A 17,911-nucleotide genomic window follows, 5' to 3' on the forward strand; every position below is an offset into this window, starting at 1 on the left:
CGCAACCGGACAAGTTTTGTGTTCAATTGCAACGCTCCAGGGGCGTAGTCGCGTAGGAGCCGGCGGGCTTATGGACATCCCTTCCACGGGGTGCGAAAAGCCCGCGAATTGAGTGGGGCCGGGCGCGCGTGCGAGTGGGTCGATGCGCGCGCTCGGTGATAGGTCGATGGATTACGCAAAGGCGGGCTACCGGGACGCATTCTGCAATGCGCTGGAAGCTGTGCGCGGCGAAGGCCGCTATCGGGTGTTTGCCGATCTGAAGCGCCACCGCGGCGCCTTTCCGCACGCCACCTGGACGCGCGAAGACGGCACGACGGCGGACGTGGTCGTCTGGTGCTCGAACGACTATCTGGGTCAGGGGCAAAACCCCGTCGTGCTTGACGCGATGAAGACGGCGATCGACGAGGCCGGATCGGGCTCGGGTGGCACGCGCAACATCTCCGGCACTACCCACTACCATGTCGAGTTGGAGAACGAGCTCGCCGACTTGCACGGCAAGGAAGCCGCCTTGTTGTTCACCTCGGGCTATGTGTCGAACGAGGCGTCACTGTCGACGCTCTACAAGATCCTACCCGGGCTGATCATCTTCTCCGACGCCCAGAACCACAATTCGATGATCTCGGGCATCCGCGCCGCCGGCCGCGAACAGCGCCGTGTTTTCCGTCACAACGACCTGGCCCACCTCGAGGAGCTGCTGGCCGGCGCGCCGGCCCAGGCGCCGAAGCTGGTGGCGTTCGAAAGCGTCTATTCGATGGACGGTGATATCGCTGACCTTCGTGCGACCGTCGACCTCGCCAAGAAGTACGGCGCCATGACCTACATCGATGAGGTCCATGCGGTCGGCATGTATGGCCCGCGTGGCGCCGGCGTGGCTGAACGCGACGGCGTCATGTCCGAGATCGATATCATCGAAGGCACTCTCGGCAAGGCGTTCGGCGTGATGGGCGGCTATATCGCCGCCGACGCTGTGATCGTTGACGCGATCCGCAGCTATGCCGACGGCTTCATCTTCACGACGTCCCTGCCGCCCGCGCTGGCGGCCGGAGCCGCGGCCTCAATCCGATATCTCAAAGAACATGACGAGGTCCGCCAGGCCCACCAGGCCCGCGCAGCGACCTTGAAGGCGCGGATGAAGGCGGCTGGTCTGCCGGTCATGGAGACCTCTGTCAGCCACATCGTGCCGCTGCTGGTGGGCGACGCGGTTCACTGCAAGATGGTCTCGGACTATTTGCTGAGCGACTTCGGGATCTACGTCCAGCCGATCAATTACCCGACGGTCGCGCGGGGCACGGAGCGCCTGCGTTTCACGCCATCTCCGGCGCACGATGACAGGATGATGGATGACCTAATCCGTGCGCTGGAAGCCCTTTGGGCCCATTGCAACATCGCCCGTGTCGGCGGCGTCGCCGCGTAGGGCGCTCTCGAAATTCCCTAGAACTCTACGTCGAGCTCTTCGACCTCATCGGGTTCGGTCAGGGCCAGCTCGGTCCATTCGCGCATGTAGGGCAAGGCGAGGATGCGGTCGCGGTAAGCGGCGCAAGCCCCATCAAGGGCCACGTCGTAGGTCGCGAAGCGTGTGCAGACAGGCGCGTACATAGCGTCGGCTACGGTGAGTTCGCCGAAAAGGAACGGCCCCGCGGAGGCCTCCAGGCACTGCCGCCAGATGGCGGTGACCCGATCCACGTCGGATTGGGCGCCGGCCCAGACCTTGAAGCCCGGGTGATGCGCCTTCAGGTTCATCGGCAGGGCGGCGCGCAGGTTGGCGAAGCCGGAATGCATCTCGCCGCAGATGGCGCGACAGAAGGCCCGTTCCGCGGGATCAGCGGGCCATAGGCCCGCCTCCGGCAGTATCTCATTGAGATATTCAGCGATGGCCAGTGTGTCCCAGACGCGCACGCCCGCATTCGACAGGCACGGCGTCAGGAAGGATGGCGAGAGCAACAGAAGTTCAGCGCGCGCCGAGGCGTCGTCCAGCGGCACGGCGACGGTCTCGAACTCGAGCCCAGCGAACTTGCACAGCAACCAGCCCCGCAGGGACCAGGAAGAATAGTTGCGGCTCGAGATGGTGAGCGCGGCCGTGGCCATGACTGTCGCGGTTCCCTTGGCCTTGGTATTGAGCCCTGAGGCTAGGGCCAACCGGCGCGTTAGGCGCGGCCTCGGTCTAAAGGGGTCAGAGCTTTCCCGCGCATGATGCAATTTTGGGCGCCGCATCTCCGTATGCGGCTCAGCGGGTCATGGCGCTGGCCGCGGCGAGCGGCTTAGCCGTGAGTTGCTGCGATGCAGTATCGCGCCTACCAGGCCCATGCCGACTTGCTGGCCGCCGCCCGCCTGGCCGCGGACGTCGCCGGCATGTCGCTTGCTTTGACCCCACCCTGGTTTCGTCAGACCCCTGGCGTGGCCCAGGTGCGGGCGGGCTGGGAGATGCTGAGCCGGGCGGGCCTGACGCATCGGCGCCCGGACTATGGCTTCACGACCATTCGCGTTGACGGTGAGGACCGGCCGGTCATTGAGGAGGTGGTGCTGAGCGCACCCTTCGGCGACCTCGTGCGCTTCGCCAAGGCCGGCGCGCCGGAGCAGCCCCGTGTGTTGGTTGTGGCGCCCCTGTCGGGCCACTTCGCGACCCTCCTGCGTGGCACGATTGAGACCTTGCTGCCCGACAATGATGTCTACATCACCGACTGGAAGAACGCCCGCGACGTACCGTTGTCGTCTGGCGTCTTCGGCTTCGACGATTATGTCGCCTATGTGATCGATTTCCTCGCGGCCATGGGTCCGGGCGGCCATCTGCTCGCCGTCTGCCAACCATGCGCCCATGCATTGGCCGCGGTGGCCTTGATGGCCGAAGACGACCATCCGGCGACGCCAGCCTCCATGACCCTGATGGCTGGGCCAGTGGACACACGGATCAATCCCACCAGGGTCAACGAGCTCGCCGCGGCGCGGCCGCTTGAATGGTTCGAACGCGAGCTCATCGCCATAACGCCCGACCGCTACGCCGGAGCCGGACGCAAGGTCTATCCGGGCTTCATCCAGCTTTCCGCCTTCATGCTGATGAACTTGCACCGTCATGTCAGCGGCCATGTCGACATGTACAGCCATCTGGCTGCCAGCCGAGAGGCGGAAGCCGAAAGCGCCAAGGTCTTCTACGATGAGTATTTCGCGGTTCTGGATCTCACCGCCGAGTTCTATCTGGAGACTGTCGGCAGGATCTTCCAGCAGAATCAGTTGGCCAAGGGAGAGCTCACGGTCCGCAATCGCTTGGTTAATCCGGCGGCGATCCGCAAGACCGCGCTATTCACTGTTGAAGGCGAGCGTGACGACATCTGCGCCGTCGGCCAGACTGTGGCGGCCCATGATTTGTGCAGCGGAATCTACGCCAATCGCAAGCGGCACCACATGCAACCGGGCGTTGGCCACTACGGCGTCTTCTCCGGTCGCAAGTGGCAGAACCAAGTCTATCCGCTGGTGCGCAACATGATCTTGGCGACGAGCTGATAACTATTTGCCGCGGCGGACGCCCCGGCCCAGCCCTATCTGCTTGGCGAAGTCGGAACGGCGCGCGGCATAGGCGGGTGCGACCATCGGATAGTCGGCGGGAAGTCCCCAGCGGCGGCGGTAATCGTCAGGGCTCATGTCGTAACGTGACCGTAGGTACCGCTTGAGCATCTTCAGTCGCTTACCGTCCTCGAGGCAGACGATGAAGTCGTGCTGAATGGACCGGCTGATTGGCACGGCTGGCTTCGGGCGCTCTTCTGGCGCCGGCGCGGCGTTCTGGGCGAGTGTCTCGAGCGCGCTATGAACCGTCCGGATCAAGTCTGGGATAGCCTCTGCGCCGATGGGATTGCGGGTGACGTAGGCCGCGACGATGTCAGCGCCCAGCCGGAGGAGTGATTCCCCCGCGCGTTCATTGCGATCGGCTTCGCCGCTCATCGATATCCCCCTGGTGACGCAATTGCGCTTCAGGAGATAACGCGTCGCAAAGGCGATTGGTTCCGACGACTGCGCTTTGAAACACCAGTCGTTGGATCGGCGCGCGCTTGCGAGTAAAGAACGCGCTTCCTGGCCCTGTCATTCTCCGAAAGGCGCTCCTTTGACCATTGAAGCCCAAACCAAGCCTGCCGCTACCGCCGACTTCTTCGCCCGCAGCGTGGCAGAGACCGATCCGGAGCTGGCCAAGGTTTTGGGTGGTGAACTCAAGCGTCAACAGGATCAGATTGAGCTGATCGCCTCAGAAAACATCGTCTCGCGCGCAGTCCTGGAGGCTCAGGGCTCGGTCCTGACAAATAAGTACGCCGAAGGTTATCCGGGCAAACGCTATTACGGAGGTTGCGAGGTCGTCGATATCGCCGAGACCCTGGCGATCGAGCGGGCCAAAGAGCTGTTCGGCTGCGACTTCGCCAACGTCCAGCCGCACTCCGGCAGCCAGGCGAATCAGGCGGTGTTCATGGCGACCATGACGCCGGGCGACACCTTCATGGGCATGAACCTGGCCGCCGGCGGGCACCTGACGCACGGCATGGCGATCAACCAGTCGGGCAAGTGGTTCCGACCCGTGGCCTATGGCGTGCGGCCGCAGGACCACCTGATCGACTACGACCAGGCTGAAGAAGTCGCCCTGGCGGAGAAGCCAAAGGTGATCATCGCAGGCGGCTCGGCCTATTCGCGCAAGATCGACTTCGCCCGGTTCCGCGAGATCGCCGACAAGGTCGACGCCATCCTGATGTGCGACATCGCCCACTATGCGGGCCTGGTGGCGGCCGGCGTCTACCCGAGCCCGTTCCCGCATGCTCACGTGGTGACGACGACGACGCACAAGACCCTGCGCGGCCCCCGCGGCGGCCTGATCATGACCAATGACGCCAAGCTGGCGCGCAAGATCAACAGCGCGATCTTCCCCGGCCTCCAGGGCGGGCCGCTGATGCATGTGATCGCCGCCAAGGCCGTGGCCTTCGGCGAAGCGCTGAAGCCGGAGTTCAAGATCTATGCGCGCAACGTCATCGAGAACGCCCGCGCGCTGGCCGATTCGCTGCAGAGCGCCGGCTTCAAGATCGTCTCCAACGGCACCGACAGCCACGTCATGCTTGTGGACCTGACGCCCAAACGGGTCACCGGCGCCGATGCGGAGATTGCGCTGGAGCGGGCTGGCATCACCACAAATAAGAACGGCATTCCATTTGACCCGCTGCCGCCGGTGCAGACCTCGGGCCTGCGGGTCGGCTCGCCCGCAGGGACGACACGCGGCTTTACGCCCACTGAATTCCGTCAAATCGGAACCTGGATCGGCGAGGTTCTGGACGGTGTGGCCGCGGGCGGCGACAATTCCGCCATCGAACAAAAGGTCCGCGGCGAAGTTCTGGCTATGACGGCGCGCTTTCCTATCTACAAATAGATACGAAAGTCGCCTTGGGGGCCTGATCTTGCGTTGCCCGTTCTGCAACCACGCCGAAAGCCAGGTTAAGGACAGCCGTCCGTCGGAAGACGGCGCGGCTATTCGGCGGCGTCGCTCTTGCCCGGAATGCGGCGGCCGGTTCACGACCTTCGAGCGGGTGCAACTGCGCGAGCTTACGATCGTCAAGCGCTCGGGCCGACGCACGCCCTTTGATCGTGACAAGCTCGCCCGCTCGGTCTCCATCGCGATGCGCAAGCGGCCGATCGAGCCGGAGAGGGTGGAGCGGATGATCTCGACCATCGCTCGCGAGTTGGAAAGCATAGGCGAGACGGAGTTGCCGTCGTCGACCGTCGGCGAGTTGGTCATGAAGCAGCTGAAGGCCCTCGACGACGTGGCCTATGTTCGTTACGCCTCGGTCTATCGCGACTTCCGCGAGACCGAGGACTTTGCGCGGTTCTTGGGCGAGGAAGGCCTGAGCGAGCCCGAAGGACGTTAGGCCGTGGGCCACGTCACTTTGAAGCTGGCGACTTCACTCGACGCGCGGATCGCGACGGCATCCGGCGAAAGCCGCTGGATCACCGGTGAGGCGGCGCGCGAAGCGGTCCATCGCCTCCGAGCCGACCACGATGCGGTCGTCATCGGCATCGAGACCGCACTCGCGGACGATCCTGAGCTCACCGTGCGCCTGGCTGGGCACAACGGACCCCAGCCGGCGCGAGTCATCCTGGACAGCCGACAACGCCTCAATCCGGAAAGTCGGCTCGCCCGAACCGCGCGCGACATTCCAACCTATGTGGTCGCTACCGGCGAGCCTGACGCCACGCTCGTAGCGCTGGGCGTCCGTGTCCTGACCGTGCGCGCTATTGGCGAGGACCGCCCGGAGTTGCAGGCTGTCGTTGACGCCTTGGCGGTCGAGGGCCTGGCCTGGCTGTTCGTCGAAGGCGGCGGGCAGGTCGCGGGCAGCTTCTTGCGCTGCGGACTGGTTGACGCCCTGGAGTGGTTTCGAGCCCCCTTGGTCATCGGCGGTGAAGGCCGGCCTGCCGTGGGCGCATTGGGGTTGAAGAGCCTGGCCTCCTCGCCGATATTTCATCGCACTTCAGTCGAGGTCTTGGGCGAAGATCTTTGGGAACGTTACAAAAAGGCAGGATGAATGTTCACCGGCATCATCACTGACGTCGGCCGTGTGCGCGCGATCCGTCAAACAGATCGCGACCGACGGTTCGAGGTCGAAACGGACTTCGATCTCAGCACCCTGGATATCGGGGCGTCGGTCAGCCATGCCGGTTGCTGCCTGACAATCGTCGAAAAGGGCGCGGGCTGGTTTGCAGTTGAGGTTTCTGGTGAAACCCTTTCAAAAACTACACTTTCCAACTGGGAGGAAGGTGGCCGCGTAAATCTTGAGCGCGCCGCGCGCGTCGGCGACGAGTTGGGCGGACACATCGTCTCTGGACATGTTGATGGCGTCGGCGAGGTGCTGTCAGTGGAGAGCGAAGGCGGCTCGCACCGCATCCGCATCCGCGCCCCGCAGCCTTTGCACCGCTACATCGCGCCGAAGGGCTCCATCACCGTCGAGGGCGTATCCCTGACGGTGAACGAGGTCGATGAAGACGTTTTCGGCGTGAACCTGATTCCGCACACCTGGGATGTGACCACGCTCGGAACGCTCGTTCCAGGCGCGCAGGTTAATCTGGAGATCGACATGCTCGCGCGCTATCTCGCCCGGTGGCGCGAAACGGCGTAGACGAACGGCCGACCAATCCCAAAATCAGGCGAGTTTCCATGAGCGACGACAAGATCCGCATCCTGATCGTGGAGGCGCGCTTCTACTCCGATCTGGCCGACGCCCTGTTGCAAGGGGCTATCGACGTGCTGGCGGCCCACGGCGCCGAGTTCGACATTGTCACAGTGCCCGGCGCGCTCGAAATCCCCGGCGCCATCGCCATGGCTGCAGCCGGCGCCCAGCCCTACGACGGCTATGTCGGCCTGGGCGTGGTGATCCGCGGCGAGACCTACCACTTCGACGTGGTCTCCAACGAATCCGCCCGGGGCATCATGAACCTCACCACGAGCCAGCAACTATGCATCGGCAATGGCGTGCTGACGGTCGAGGACGAAGAGCAGGCCTGGGCGCGGGCGCGCTCCAGCGAAGGCGACAAAGGCGGCGGGGCGGCCCGCGCGGCGCTCACCATGGTCGCGCTCAAGCAGCAATTGGCCCAGGCGTGAGCAGCGCCAACCAGGCCCGCACCGTCGCGCGTCTGGCGGCGGCGCAGGCGCTCTACCAGATGGAAGTCTCGAGCGTCGGCGTCGAGGCGGTTATCCGTGAGTTCAGCGACCACCGCTTCGATCGTGCGCTCTCGGGCGAGGAGGGCGAGGACGCGCCCCTGGCCGGCGCTGACGAACCCTTCTTCGCCGGCCTTGTGCGCGGCGTCGTAGCCAACCAGGCCAAGATCGATCAGGCGGTCATCAAGCGACTGGCTGAAAACTGGAAGCTCGACCGCATCGACGCGACGGTGCGCGCCATCCTGCGCGCCGGCGCCTTTGAGCTCATGAATCGTCCGGATGTGCCGACGGAGGTCGTGATCGACGAATATGTCGAGCTGACCAAGTCTTTCTTCGAAGGGCCCGAACCCGGCTTCGTTAACGGCGCCCTCGATGGCGTGGCCCGGGATGTCCGGCGCTGAGGACGACGACCTGGACCGTGAATTTGGCGAGATCGCCCGCCTGTTCCGGCCGCTCGCCCGCGGCGCGCCTGGCGCTTTCGATCTGAAGGACGACGCTGCGGTCATCAGCGGCCGGCCGGGTTACGACCTCGTCGTGACCAAGGACGCCATTGTTGAAGGCGTCCACTTTCCTGTGGGTGAAGACCCGGCCCTGGTTGCGCGCAAGCTCTTACGGGTGAACCTGTCCGACCTCGCGGCTAAGGGGGCTGAGCCCTTCGCCTGTTTCCTGGCGGTCGCCTGGCCGAAGGGATTTTCGGCCGCAGCGCGCGCCGCCTTCGCCAGCGGCTTTGGTGAGGATCTTAAACGTTACGATGTCGCCCTCATGGGCGGCGATACGGTCTCGACGTCCGGACCTCTAACGGCCAGCCTCACAGCGATGGGCTGGGTTCCTGAAGGCGGCATGGTGCGTCGTGGCGGCGCGCAGATCGGCGACCTTTTGATGGTGAGCGGAACGATCGGTGACGGCTTCCTCGGCCTGGCGGCGGCGCGCGGCGAAATCACCGACGACGGCTATCTGACCGGCCGCTACCGCCTGCCGACGCCCCGGCTGGATCTCACAGAATCGCTGCGAGCGGACGCCCATGCGGCGGCGGATGTTTCCGACGGCCTGATCGCCGACGCAGGCCACATAGGCGAAGCCAGCGGCTTGGGCGTCCGGATCGATCTGGAAAGGACGCCCCTGTCGGCGGCCGCGCGGACTTGGCTTGCCGGTCAGTCGGACCGGGCCGCGGGCCTGCTCGCTCTGGCGTCCGGCGGCGATGACTATGAGATCGTCTGCGCTGGGCCTGTGACCCTCGAGGGCTTCACAGTGATCGGCGAGGTGATCGCGGCGGGGCGCGACGTTCGGCTTGATGGCGAGGCCATCGCAGTTGGCGCCGGCGGGTGGCGCCACCTCTAGACGTCGAAACGCACCGTCGAGCGGCCGAAGTCGAGGGTGACGCAGGAGAACTGGCGCAGCAGGTCCATGCCCAGGATGAGGGCGGGGCGGTCGTCGAGGTCCCACAGTTTGAAGATGTGCATGTTCACGTGGGCCGCCGGCACATTGCCCAGTTGCAGGCCGCCTAGCCGCAAGAACGGCAGATAGATCATCTGGCCGCGAAAGCTTTCGCCGGCGAGCGTCTCCAGGCCGATCATCTGCCGGCGCTCGTAGGTGTTGACCTTGGCGTCGACGATAGCGCGCAAGGCGTCGTTGCAGATGGTGATCTCCGAGCCTGAATCGATCATCGCGCTGATGCGGGTGGGGTTCATATCGGCGTCGACGATCGTCAGCTGGCCATGACGGCGGCGTGCGCCGACGACGATTTGGCCCTCCTTGCTCTGGTCCGTCCGCGACTTGCCGATCTCCACGGACTTCGACTTGAAATCCAAAGCGAGGCGCTGGCCCTTCAGCCAATCGACGCCAAGGACGCCGCTCTGGTCGCCGCTCCACAGGGGCAGCGACGGCGCTTTCACCGAGCGTCGGTTGCGGGCGCCGACCTGCAAGCGGTCAATCACGACGCTGGGCCGGAGCTTGGCGCCCACCGCGGTATGCACCCGGGTCACCGGTCCAGCCTGCAACTGCAGGTCGGCGGCCAGGCGAGTCGAGACGCAGGAGACGTTCGAGCCCGTGTCGATGAGGAAGGGGTAGGGGCCGGCGCCGTTGATGGTCACCGGCGCGGTCATGTGGTCGTGCTGGTCGAAGGCGACGTCGAGGCGCGTGTCAGGATCAGTCAGAGTGTCCGGCGCCTCGATCTCGGGGGCGCGGGCGACGGACGGCTGAGCCCAGGCCTTCGTAGCGCCGGCTGACGCCAGTCCCGCCAGGAGCAGCGCGCGCCTTTTCGCGTCCATCGTCCGAACCCTCCCTTATCTTGGCAGGACGATAACATCGATCTTTGAATTGGGTCGTGGAATTGGGTGCTAGGCGGCGGGCTCGGACTTACCGTTGTAATTGTCTTCGTAGGTGATCTGGCCGGCGGCGTTGAACTTCACGATATCGCACCAGGGCGTCACCAGCTTCTGGCCGCTTTCCGGATCGACGGTGTGCATGGTGAAGGTGAAGACCACCGTGTCGCCAGCGTCGAAGATCTCGTCGATTTCGGCGCGGGCGGGGTTAGGCGAGGACATGCCCTTGGCGAACATCGCGCGCACGTCGTCGACGCCAGTGATCGTCGTCCCGCGTGTCCGGTTGATGAAGACGATGTCGGGCGAATAGCCCGCCGTCGCGAGGTCCAGGTCCCGGGCATTGTAGGCGTCAAACAGATGGGTGATGGCGGTCTGAACATTCTTTGACGGCATGGATGTCGCCTCCGTTGTTTTGCCGCCACCATTCGCCCCTTCCGCGCCATGTTCAAGCCGCCGCGCCGCAGTTGCGCCCGCGCGGCGATTAGGTCAGGCTCGCCACGCCGCCAAGGGACGCGTCAGTTGTCTCAATGGGGCTGGGAGAAAACGTTCGGGGCGGGGATTTGTGTCGGAGTCCGTGCTTTACGGACTGCTGGCGCGCCGCCGCGGTAACGCATGAAGGGTGCGCCTAAAAATGGATTCCACTTTGTTGCTGGTGATTGTCGCCGGCCTGCTGGCGGTGCTGTACGGCGCCGTCCAGGCCGGTGTGTTGCTGAAAGCGTCTCCGGGCAACGCCCGGATGCAGGAAATCGCCGCGGCGATTCAGGAAGGGGCTCAGGCCTATCTGAAGCGGCAGTATACGGCGATCGCCCTGGTCGGCGTGGTCGTGCTGATCGCGCTGTTTCTACTGTTGGGCGTCTATTCGGCGGTCGGCTTCCTGATCGGTTCGGTCCTGTCCGGCGCTGCGGGCTTCGCAGGCATGTTAATCTCGGTGCGCGCCAATGTCCGCACCGCCCAGGCCTCGTCCGAGGGCCTCGCCAAGGGGCTCAAAATGGCCTTCACCTCCGGCGCCATCACAGGCCTGCTGGTGGCGGGCTTCGCTCTGGTCGGGGTCGCCGGCTACTACGCCTACCTGACCGGTCCTGGCGGCTTCGAGCCAGCGGAGCGCCACGTCATCGACGGCCTGGTCAGTCTGGGTTTCGGCGCCTCGCTGATTTCCATTTTCGCCCGTCTAGGCGGTGGCATCTTCACCAAGGGCGCTGACGTCGGCGGTGACATGGTCGGAAAGGTCGAGGCCGGCATTCCGGAAGACGACCCGCGCAACGCGGCGACCATCGCCGACAACGTCGGCGACAACGTGGGTGACTGCGCGGGCATGGCCGCCGACCTGTTCGAGACCTACGCTGTGACCACCGTCGCCACCATGGTGCTGGCGGCGATCTTCTTCGGCGGATCGGCCATGCTGGGCCAGATCATGCTGCTGCCGTTGGCGATCTGCGGCGTCTGCATCATCACCTCGATCCTTGGCACCTTCGCCGTCCGACTGGGCAAGAAGGGCTCGATCATGGGCGCGCTCTACCAGGGCCTGATCGTCACCGGCGTGCTGTCGGCGATCGCGCTCTACTTCCTCATTCCGTCACTGGTGACCGAGCCGCTGACGGTAGACGGCAAGACCTTTGATTCCATGGCCCTGTTCTGGTGCGCCATGGCGGGCCTGGTCATCACCGCCCTGATCGTGATGATCACCGAGTACTACACCGGCACCAACTTCCGCCCGGTGAAGTCGGTGGCCCAGGCCTCGGTCTCGGGCCACGGCACCAATGTGATCCAAGGCCTGGCGATGTCGCTGGAGTCGTGCGCGGCCCCGGCGATCGTCATTATCGTGGGCATCATCGTCACCTACAACCTTGCGGGGCTGTTCGGCATCGCCATCGCCACGACGGCGATGCTGTCGCTGGCGGGCTTCGTGGTCGCGCTCGACGCCTTCGGTCCGGTCACCGACAACGCCGGCGGAATCGCCGAGATGGCCGGTCTGCCGCCGGAGGTCCGCGTGACGACAGACGCTCTCGATGCGGTCGGCAACACCACGAAAGCCGTGACCAAGGGCTACGCGATCGGTTCGGCCGGACTAGGCGCCTTGGTCCTCTTCGCCGCCTACACCGAGGATCTGAAGTACTTCGCAGCAAACGCCGCGCCTGGGTCATTCTTCGATGGCCTGGGGCCGGTCGCTTTCGACCTGTCCAACCCTTATGTGGTCGTGGGCCTGCTGTTCGGCGGCCTGCTGCCGTTCCTGTTCGGCGGGATGTCGATGACCGCCGTGGGCCGGGCCGCCCAATCGGTCGTTGTCGAAGTGCGCCGCCAGTTCCGCGAAAATCCCGGCATCATGACGGGCGAGGTGAAGCCGGAATACGGTCGCGCCGTCGATATCCTGACCAAGGCGGCCATCAAGGAGATGATCGTCCCCTCGCTGCTGCCGGTCGTGAGCCCGGTGGTGTTATTCTTCGTCATCAACGCGATCGCCGGCAAGGTGGACGCCTTCGCCTGCGTCGGCGCCATGCTGATGGGGGTCATCGTCACCGGCCTGTTCGTGGCCATCTCGATGACGTCGGGCGGCGGCGCCTGGGATAACGCCAAGAAGGTGATCGAAGAAGGTTTCACCGACAGTGACGGCGTGCGGCACGGGAAGGGCTCCGACGCCCACAAGGCCGCGGTGACCGGTGACACCGTAGGCGATCCCTACAAGGACACCTCGGGTCCGGCGGTGAACCCGATGATCAAGATCACCAATATCGTCGCCTTGCTGCTGGTGGCGGTGCTGGCGGCGTCCTGATCGCCCCATTGATCTGAACGGGCCCCCGGGGAGCGATCCCGGGGGGCTTTTCTTTGCGCGTCAGGACAGGGTGGACATCGCCGCGCGCTCAAAGGTCATCAGATCTTCCGTGCGGCCGTCGCGCACCTTGGCGACCCATTGCGGATCTTGCAGGATTGCACGGCCCACGGCGACAAGGTCGAAGTCGCCGCGCTCCAGGCGGCGCGTCAGTTCGTCCAGAGACACCGGCGCGGACCCCTCGCCGGCGAAGGCGCCGAAGAAATCCCCCGACAAGCCGACTGACCCAACGGTGATGGTCGTGGCGCCCGTCAGCTTCTTCGCCCAGCCCGCGAAGTTGAGGTCAGAGCCTTCGAACTCAGGTTCCCAGAAGCGGCGCTGCGAGCAGTGCAGGACGTCGGCGCCGGCCTCGACCAGCGGCTTCAGCCAGGCCTCCATTTCAGCAGGCGTCTCGGCGATGCGCGCGGCATAGTCCTGTTGCTTCCACTGGGACAGCCGAATGATCACTGGGAAGTCAGGGCCGACAGCGGCGCGAACGGCGCCGATCACTTCGGCCGCGAAGCGAGTGCGGCCGGCCATATCCCCCCCGAAGGCGTCGGCGCGGCTGTTCAGGCCTGACCAAAAGAACTGATCGATCAGGTAGCCGTGAGCGCCATGCAGTTCGACCGAGTCGAAGCCTAGGCGCTTGGCGTCAGCCGCGGCGGACCCGAACGCCGCGACGGTGTCGAAGATCGCCGCATCGCTCATCGGCGCGCCATGGATCTCATCGCCTTTGAGCCGGCCGGAGGGGCTTTCGACACTCTCCTGGGGAATGCCGTCAGCGCCATGCGCGGTCGAGCCCACGTGCCAGAGTTGCGGGGCCATGCGACCGCCCTTGGCGTGGACCGCGTCAATGACCCGCTTCCATCCGGACAGCTCGGTGTCTCCGTGGAAACGCGGCACGTCCTTGTTTCCGAGCGAGGCGGGGCGGGCGATCCCCGTGCCCTCGGAGATGATCAGGCCGACATCGGCGGCGCGGCGGGCGTAGTAGCTGGCGACTTCTTCGGTCGGGAAGCCGCCCGGAGATTTGGCGCGCGTCATGGGGGCCATGACGATGCGGTTGGGCAGGGTGAGGCCGTTGATGGCGTAGGGCGTGAAAAGGGCGGCGACGGGCAAGGCGATCTCCGGTGTGCCCCGCGAACTGCGCAGAGGCGTTCCGGCAGATGGGGAAGGGCGCCTCAGTCGCGCAAGGCTTGGCTGTGGCGCAATCGCCCCAGCGCCGACAATTTACGCGCTTGCCGGAGAAGGATTAACAGAAGCGTCGGATTAGCGGCGGTCGCCCGGGCGGCTGCCAGGCACGCCGGAATCCTGCGGGTTGTTGGGCAGCATGCCCGTCGCGCCGACGTTGCCGAGGATCTGCTCGAGGATCGTCAGTTCACGGCCACGGGTCGGGGTTTCGCGCCCGTTGAAGGCGACGACCTTGCCGTCCTTCAAGGTGTAGTTGTTCACCGCCATGACCTGTTCGGTCTCCTTGTTGAAGGAGACAAGGGTGACGTTGCGCTCGACAACACGCGGGCGGCGGAAGGCGACGCGGTGCTTCACCTGGCTCATGTAGAACCAGACGTTCGGATCAAAGGTCGAGGCGCCGGATGGGGAACCCAGCTTGCCGCGCACCGTCGACTTGGTGTCGACGCCGACCTTGATGTCCTTAGGGTCGGATTCGATGGCCTGGAAGCCGTTGTGCGACGCGATGGGCGCGCAGGCCGCGCTGCCCAAGATTGCGGCGGCGGCGACGATGGTGAGAGCGCGGCGAAACATCTGTCGTCGAGACCTGTTGTTGTAGGAGCCATGCTATGGGCGCCGGAGGCTTTGACCTATCGCCGTGCGCCCCTTAGTTCAATGCCCGCTTACCCGCCGGTTCTGGCGAAATCGAGGCCGCCGATGATCTTCGACCGACTGTTTCGCCCCCGTGGCGCCGTCCGGGCGGGCCGGGCGCTCTATTCGGCGGCGGTCGACCAGGCGCGGACGCCGGCGCTTTATCAGGACCTGGCCACGCCGGACACCGCTGAAGGCCGCTTCGAGATCTACAGCCTGCATGTCGTGCTTCTTCTGGATCGCCTACGCGGGCATGGCCCCGCGGCCAGCGACGTTTCGCAGACTCTGTTCGACACCTATGTGACCTCGTTGGACCACGCTTTGCGCGAGATGGGTGTCGGAGACCTGTCGGTGGGCAAGAAGATGCGTAAACTGGGCGAAGCCTTTTTCGGGCGCGCCAAATCCTATGAGGCCGCGTTTGCGGCTTTCCCGCAGACGACGGAGCTCAGCGACCTGGTCGCACGGACAATCTACGCCGAGGCTGGCGCACCGACTGAACCGATGGTCGCCTATATCCGCAAGCAACGCGACGGCCTGGCCATCCAGCCCTTGGAAGGCCTGCTGGCGGGCGAGGATTCGTGGGTGAAGCCTTGAGCATTCGTTTGCACGAGATCGCCCGCGGCCCGGTCACGGTTGAGTACGCGCCGGACGAGGGGGCGCGCAAGGCGATTGCGGCCGAGTTGGCGGTCGTCTCCGTTAAGGCCCTGCAAGCCAAGGTGGTCGTCCGTGCATGGCTGGACGGCGCCGAGTTGAGCGGCGAGATCGACGCGATCGTCGAACAGACCTGCAGTGTCAGCCTCGACGAATTCGACGAACCGATCCGCACTCAGTTTTCAATCCGTGTCGTTCCCGCCGGCAGCCCGCACGCGCCATTGCCGGAAACCAGCGAGATCGAGCTCGACGCAGAAGCGGATGATCCGCCGGACGTGCTGGATAACGATGTCATCGACGTCGAGGCCTACGTCCTGGAACATCTCGCGCTGGAACTGGATCCTTAACCCCGCAAACCCGGCGTCGAGTTCGACTATGCGCCACCCGCCGAGGAAACTTCGCCGTTCGCGGCCCTGAAAGCGCTCAAGAACCCTCCGGAATGACGCCCGAGGCGTTTGCATCGCGGGGAAGAGGGGCGGTATCCTGAACGTGGCGATTCAAGTGGCCGTCGCTTCTGGTCGGCGCAGGCCGCCGGCGCGGCCGAAGGACGAAGTCATTTGACGAAACCTCTGGTGATTTCCATCGACGCCATGGGCGGCGACAACGGCCTATCGGCGGTGGCGCCGGCCGTCGTTCTGGCCGCGAGTCGCACGCCGGAGTCGGTGCGGTTCCTGCTTCACGGCGACGCCGCGGCCATCGAGGCTGAGTTCGTGCGGCACAAGGCGGCGCGGGCTCGCTGCGAAGTGCGTCATGCCGATCGCGTGGTCGGCATGGACGAGAAGCCGGCCCAGGCCATGCGCCGAAGCAAGGGCACCTCCATGTGGAACGCGGTGGAGGCGCTGCGTTCCGGCGAGGCGTCAGCGGCGGTCTCGGCCGGCAACACTGGCGCCTTGATGGCCATCTCCAAGCTGATCCTGCGAATGAGCGCAGACCTCGAGCGTCCCGCGCTGGTCGCCAGCCTGCCTGGACCCACCGGCATGACGACCTTCCTGGATGTCGGCGCAAACGTTGACTGCGACGCCCAGCGCCTGGTGGAGTTCGCGATCATGGGCGAGGCGTTCCACCGCGCCGCCCACGGAACCGCCAAACCGACGGTGGGTCTGCTGAACGTGGGTTCCGAGGACATGAAGGGCCACGAGGAGGTCCGCGAGGCCCATCGCATCCTGAAGGACGGCGGCATCGACCTCGACTATCGCGGCTTCGTTGAGGGTGATGACCTGACCCACAGCACTGTCGACGTCATCGTCACGGACGGCTTCACCGGCAATGTCGCCCTGAAGGCGATGGAGGGCGCAGCCAAGTTTGTCGGCGCCGAACTGCGCGCGGCGCTGACCGCCGATATGGTCTCCACCGCCGGCGCTCTTTTGGCCCGTAAAGCGCTGAAGCGGTTCCGGGCGCGGATGAACCCACCCCCGGCGGCGCCCTTGCTTGGCCTGAACGGCATCGTCGTGAAGTGCCACGGCGGCGCGGACGCCGAAGATCTTGCCGACGCTATCAAGGTCGCGGCGAGCCTGGCCGACAGCGACTTTTCTGAAGAGATCAAGCGCACCATGACGCGCCTTCCAGCAGGTCTGGCGCCGCTTGCGCCTCGACCGGCTGTGATGACCAGCGAGGGTGAGGCTTGAGCGTGTTGCGTAGCGTAGTTACGGGCGTTGGCGGTTATCTGCCCGATGAGGTGGTCACCAACGCCGACCTGACCAAGGTTGTCGACACCTCCGACGAATGGATCCGTGAGCGCACGGGGATCCGCCAGCGCCGCCGGGCTGCCCCAGAGCAGGCCGTGTCCGACCTTGCCGTCGAGGCGGCGCGCAAGGCTCTGGCGGCGGCGGGGCGCGAGCCTTCCGACGTTGACCTGATCATTGTCGCGACGACCACGCCGGACCTGACCTTCCCCGCAACGGCGGTGATCGTCCAGCGCAAGCTTGGCTGCCCCGTCGGCGTCGCCTTCGACGTCCAGGCGGTGTGCTCCGGATTCGTCTACGCCCTGTCGACCGCCGATGGATTTGTTGCACGTGGCCGGGCCAAGTGCGCGCTGGTGATCGGCGCCGAGATCATGACACGCCTGATGGACTGGACTGACCGTTCGACCTGCGTCCTGTTCGGTGACGGCGCCGGCGCCGTGGTGGTCGAGCCGGGGGAGGGACGCGGCGACACGACCGATCAGGGATTGCTGGGCTTCGCCTTACGCGCCGACGGCAGTAAGCAGGATCTGCTCTACGTCGATGGGGGCGTTTCAACGACCGGCCAGGTCGGCAAGCTGCGCATGCAGGGCAACCAGGTGTTCCGCCACGCCGTGGTGAACATCGCCGAGGCGATCACCGCAGCGGCGGCCGACGCTGGCGTGTTGGTGGAGGAGGTGGACTGGTTCATTCCCCATCAGGCCAACCTGCGCATTCTGGACGGGGTCGCCAAACGCCTCGGCATCGATGAGAAAAAGGTCGTGGTCACGGTCGGCGAGCACGCCAATACCTCGGCGGCCTCCATTCCTCTGGCCATGGCCCAGGCCGTGAATGATGGGCGCATCCAACGCGGTCAGATGCTGTTGCTTGAGGCCATGGGCGGCGGGCTCACATGGGGCGCCTGCGTTCTTCGCTATTGATCCTCTGGCCTTCGCCAAAGCCTTGAAGTCTTTGACGCGGCGAAACAATCAGG

The 17,911-nt window shown here is 65.2% G+C and carries 20 protein-coding genes; 14 read left to right on the forward strand and 6 right to left on the reverse strand.

From position 1 onward, the window contains the following. The first annotated feature begins 166 nt into the window (after positions 1–166). Entirely contained in the window at positions 167–1,414 is a 1,248-nt protein-coding gene (gene hemA, locus BN1313_RS07925) for a 5-aminolevulinate synthase (RefSeq protein WP_091738764.1), read from the forward strand. A 17-nt stretch (positions 1,415–1,431) separates the two neighbouring features. On the opposite strand, the gene BN1313_RS07930 is transcribed toward hemA, so the two are convergent. Continuing rightward, positions 1,432–2,085, reverse strand: coding sequence for a glutathione S-transferase family protein (locus tag BN1313_RS07930; RefSeq protein ID WP_091738767.1), 654 nt, complete (start codon positions 2,083–2,085; stop codon positions 1,432–1,434). A 192-nt stretch (positions 2,086–2,277) separates the two neighbouring features. On the opposite strand from BN1313_RS07930, the gene BN1313_RS07935 reads away from it, so the two are divergent. Beyond that, positions 2,278–3,495, forward strand: coding sequence for a polyhydroxyalkanoate depolymerase (locus tag BN1313_RS07935; RefSeq protein WP_091738770.1), 1,218 nt, complete (start codon positions 2,278–2,280; stop codon positions 3,493–3,495). Positions 3,496–3,498: 3 nt separating this feature from the next. Here BN1313_RS07935 and BN1313_RS07940 read toward each other — a convergent pair whose 3' ends face one another. Continuing rightward, positions 3,499–3,930 (reverse strand): Ros/MucR family transcriptional regulator, encoded by a 432-nt coding sequence (locus tag BN1313_RS07940; RefSeq protein ID WP_091738773.1) that lies wholly within the window; start codon positions 3,928–3,930, stop codon positions 3,499–3,501. Between the two features lie 160 nt (positions 3,931–4,090). Between BN1313_RS07940 and glyA the strand changes: the two genes are divergently transcribed. Genes glyA through thiL form a run of 7 tightly spaced genes read left to right on the forward strand, consistent with a single transcriptional unit; the run spans position 4,091 to position 9,007 of the window. Further along, the gene (glyA, locus tag BN1313_RS07945) at positions 4,091–5,389 is read left to right on the forward strand and encodes a serine hydroxymethyltransferase (protein ID WP_091738776.1); all 1,299 of its coding nucleotides are present in this window, start codon (positions 4,091–4,093) and stop codon (positions 5,387–5,389) included. Positions 5,390–5,417: 28 nt separating this feature from the next. Then, a complete protein-coding gene (nrdR, locus tag BN1313_RS07950) occupies positions 5,418–5,885 on the forward strand; it encodes a transcriptional regulator NrdR (RefSeq protein ID WP_091738778.1) in 468 nt (155 codons plus the stop codon). A 3-nt stretch (positions 5,886–5,888) separates the two neighbouring features. Continuing rightward, positions 5,889–6,539 (forward strand): RibD family protein, encoded by a 651-nt coding sequence (locus BN1313_RS07955; protein ID WP_091738781.1) that lies wholly within the window; start codon positions 5,889–5,891, stop codon positions 6,537–6,539. Next, the gene (locus BN1313_RS07960) at positions 6,540–7,130 is read left to right on the forward strand and encodes a riboflavin synthase (protein WP_091738784.1); all 591 of its coding nucleotides are present in this window, start codon (positions 6,540–6,542) and stop codon (positions 7,128–7,130) included. Positions 7,131–7,168: 38 nt separating this feature from the next. Next, positions 7,169–7,612: a 6,7-dimethyl-8-ribityllumazine synthase gene (gene ribH, locus BN1313_RS16850; protein WP_091738787.1), complete on the forward strand. Its 444-nt coding sequence runs from the start codon at positions 7,169–7,171 to the stop codon at positions 7,610–7,612. Continuing rightward, positions 7,609–8,070: a transcription antitermination factor NusB gene (nusB, locus tag BN1313_RS07970; protein WP_176695941.1), complete on the forward strand. Its 462-nt coding sequence runs from the start codon at positions 7,609–7,611 to the stop codon at positions 8,068–8,070. The genes ribH and nusB overlap by 4 nt, the downstream gene beginning before the upstream one ends. Further along, positions 8,057–9,007, forward strand: coding sequence for a thiamine-phosphate kinase (gene thiL, locus BN1313_RS07975; protein ID WP_245620138.1), 951 nt, complete (start codon positions 8,057–8,059; stop codon positions 9,005–9,007). Before nusB ends, thiL begins: the two co-directional genes overlap by 14 nt. Here the strand turns inward: thiL and BN1313_RS07980 are convergent. Both BN1313_RS07980 and BN1313_RS07985 read right to left on the reverse strand, forming a co-directional pair. Further along, entirely contained in the window at positions 9,004–9,936 is a 933-nt protein-coding gene (locus BN1313_RS07980) for a retroviral-like aspartic protease family protein (protein ID WP_091738795.1), read from the reverse strand. The two genes, thiL and BN1313_RS07980, sit on opposite strands and share 4 nt — an antisense overlap. A 69-nt stretch (positions 9,937–10,005) precedes the next feature. After that, positions 10,006–10,383 carry a nuclear transport factor 2 family protein gene (locus BN1313_RS07985; RefSeq protein WP_091738798.1) on the reverse strand — a complete coding sequence of 126 codons (378 nt, stop codon included), beginning with the start codon at positions 10,381–10,383 and terminating at the stop codon, positions 10,006–10,008. A 238-nt stretch (positions 10,384–10,621) separates the two neighbouring features. Here BN1313_RS07985 and BN1313_RS07990 point away from each other — a divergent pair, with 238 nt between their 5' ends. Further along, on the forward strand, positions 10,622–12,757 hold the full coding sequence (locus tag BN1313_RS07990) for a sodium-translocating pyrophosphatase (protein WP_091738801.1): 2,136 nt from the start codon (positions 10,622–10,624) through the stop codon (positions 12,755–12,757). Positions 12,758–12,817: 60 nt separating this feature from the next. On the opposite strand, the gene BN1313_RS07995 is transcribed toward BN1313_RS07990, so the two are convergent. Both BN1313_RS07995 and BN1313_RS08000 read right to left on the reverse strand, forming a co-directional pair. Then, positions 12,818–13,909: an NADH:flavin oxidoreductase gene (locus tag BN1313_RS07995; protein WP_091738804.1), complete on the reverse strand. Its 1,092-nt coding sequence runs from the start codon at positions 13,907–13,909 to the stop codon at positions 12,818–12,820. Between the two features lie 150 nt (positions 13,910–14,059). Beyond that, positions 14,060–14,551 carry an outer membrane protein assembly factor BamE gene (locus BN1313_RS08000; protein WP_091738808.1) on the reverse strand — a complete coding sequence of 164 codons (492 nt, stop codon included), beginning with the start codon at positions 14,549–14,551 and terminating at the stop codon, positions 14,060–14,062. A gap of 123 nt (positions 14,552–14,674) precedes the next feature. Between BN1313_RS08000 and BN1313_RS08005 the strand changes: the two genes are divergently transcribed. The 4 genes from BN1313_RS08005 to BN1313_RS08020 all read left to right on the forward strand — a co-directional run bounded on the left by BN1313_RS08005 (position 14,675) and on the right by BN1313_RS08020 (position 17,858). Further along, entirely contained in the window at positions 14,675–15,202 is a 528-nt protein-coding gene (locus tag BN1313_RS08005) for a ubiquinol-cytochrome C chaperone family protein (protein WP_245620139.1), read from the forward strand. A gap of 8 nt (positions 15,203–15,210) precedes the next feature. After that, complete coding sequence (locus BN1313_RS08010) at positions 15,211–15,606, forward strand: YceD family protein (protein WP_245620140.1); 396 nt, start codon at positions 15,211–15,213, stop codon at positions 15,604–15,606. A 210-nt stretch (positions 15,607–15,816) separates the two neighbouring features. Next, the gene (gene plsX, locus BN1313_RS08015; RefSeq protein WP_091738811.1) at positions 15,817–16,884 is read left to right on the forward strand and encodes a phosphate acyltransferase PlsX; all 1,068 of its coding nucleotides are present in this window, start codon (positions 15,817–15,819) and stop codon (positions 16,882–16,884) included. Then, positions 16,881–17,858, forward strand: coding sequence for a beta-ketoacyl-ACP synthase III (locus tag BN1313_RS08020; protein ID WP_091738814.1), 978 nt, complete (start codon positions 16,881–16,883; stop codon positions 17,856–17,858). Before plsX ends, BN1313_RS08020 begins: the two co-directional genes overlap by 4 nt. Positions 17,859–17,911: the final 53 nt, after the last annotated feature.

This window comes from Phenylobacterium immobile (ATCC 35973) (assembly GCF_001375595.1).
GTDB classification, from domain to species: Bacteria; Pseudomonadota; Alphaproteobacteria; order Caulobacterales; family Caulobacteraceae; genus Phenylobacterium; species Phenylobacterium immobile.

What these genes read in the sequence shown, in the direction of transcription:
- BN1313_RS08000 (WP_091738808.1), bottom strand. Translation starts at nt 14,551, where the DNA reads ATGTTTCGCCGCGCTCTCACCATCGTCGCCGCCGCCGCAATCTTGGGC.
- BN1313_RS07935 (WP_091738770.1), top strand. Translation starts at nt 2,278, where the DNA reads ATGCAGTATCGCGCCTACCAGGCCCATGCCGACTTGCTGGCCGCCGCC.
- BN1313_RS08005 (WP_245620139.1), top strand. Translation starts at nt 14,675, where the DNA reads ATGATCTTCGACCGACTGTTTCGCCCCCGTGGCGCCGTCCGGGCGGGC.
- ribH (WP_091738787.1), top strand. Translation starts at nt 7,169, where the DNA reads ATGAGCGACGACAAGATCCGCATCCTGATCGTGGAGGCGCGCTTCTAC.
- thiL (WP_245620138.1), top strand. Translation starts at nt 8,057, where the DNA reads ATGTCCGGCGCTGAGGACGACGACCTGGACCGTGAATTTGGCGAGATC.
- BN1313_RS07960 (WP_091738784.1), top strand. Translation starts at nt 6,540, where the DNA reads ATGTTCACCGGCATCATCACTGACGTCGGCCGTGTGCGCGCGATCCGT.
- hemA (WP_091738764.1), top strand. Translation starts at nt 167, where the DNA reads ATGGATTACGCAAAGGCGGGCTACCGGGACGCATTCTGCAATGCGCTG.
- BN1313_RS07985 (WP_091738798.1), bottom strand. Translation starts at nt 10,383, where the DNA reads ATGCCGTCAAAGAATGTTCAGACCGCCATCACCCATCTGTTTGACGCC.
- BN1313_RS07990 (WP_091738801.1), top strand. Translation starts at nt 10,622, where the DNA reads ATGGATTCCACTTTGTTGCTGGTGATTGTCGCCGGCCTGCTGGCGGTG.
- BN1313_RS07940 (WP_091738773.1), bottom strand. Translation starts at nt 3,930, where the DNA reads ATGAGCGGCGAAGCCGATCGCAATGAACGCGCGGGGGAATCACTCCTC.
- BN1313_RS07980 (WP_091738795.1), bottom strand. Translation starts at nt 9,936, where the DNA reads ATGGACGCGAAAAGGCGCGCGCTGCTCCTGGCGGGACTGGCGTCAGCC.
- BN1313_RS07930 (WP_091738767.1), bottom strand. Translation starts at nt 2,085, where the DNA reads ATGGCCACGGCCGCGCTCACCATCTCGAGCCGCAACTATTCTTCCTGG.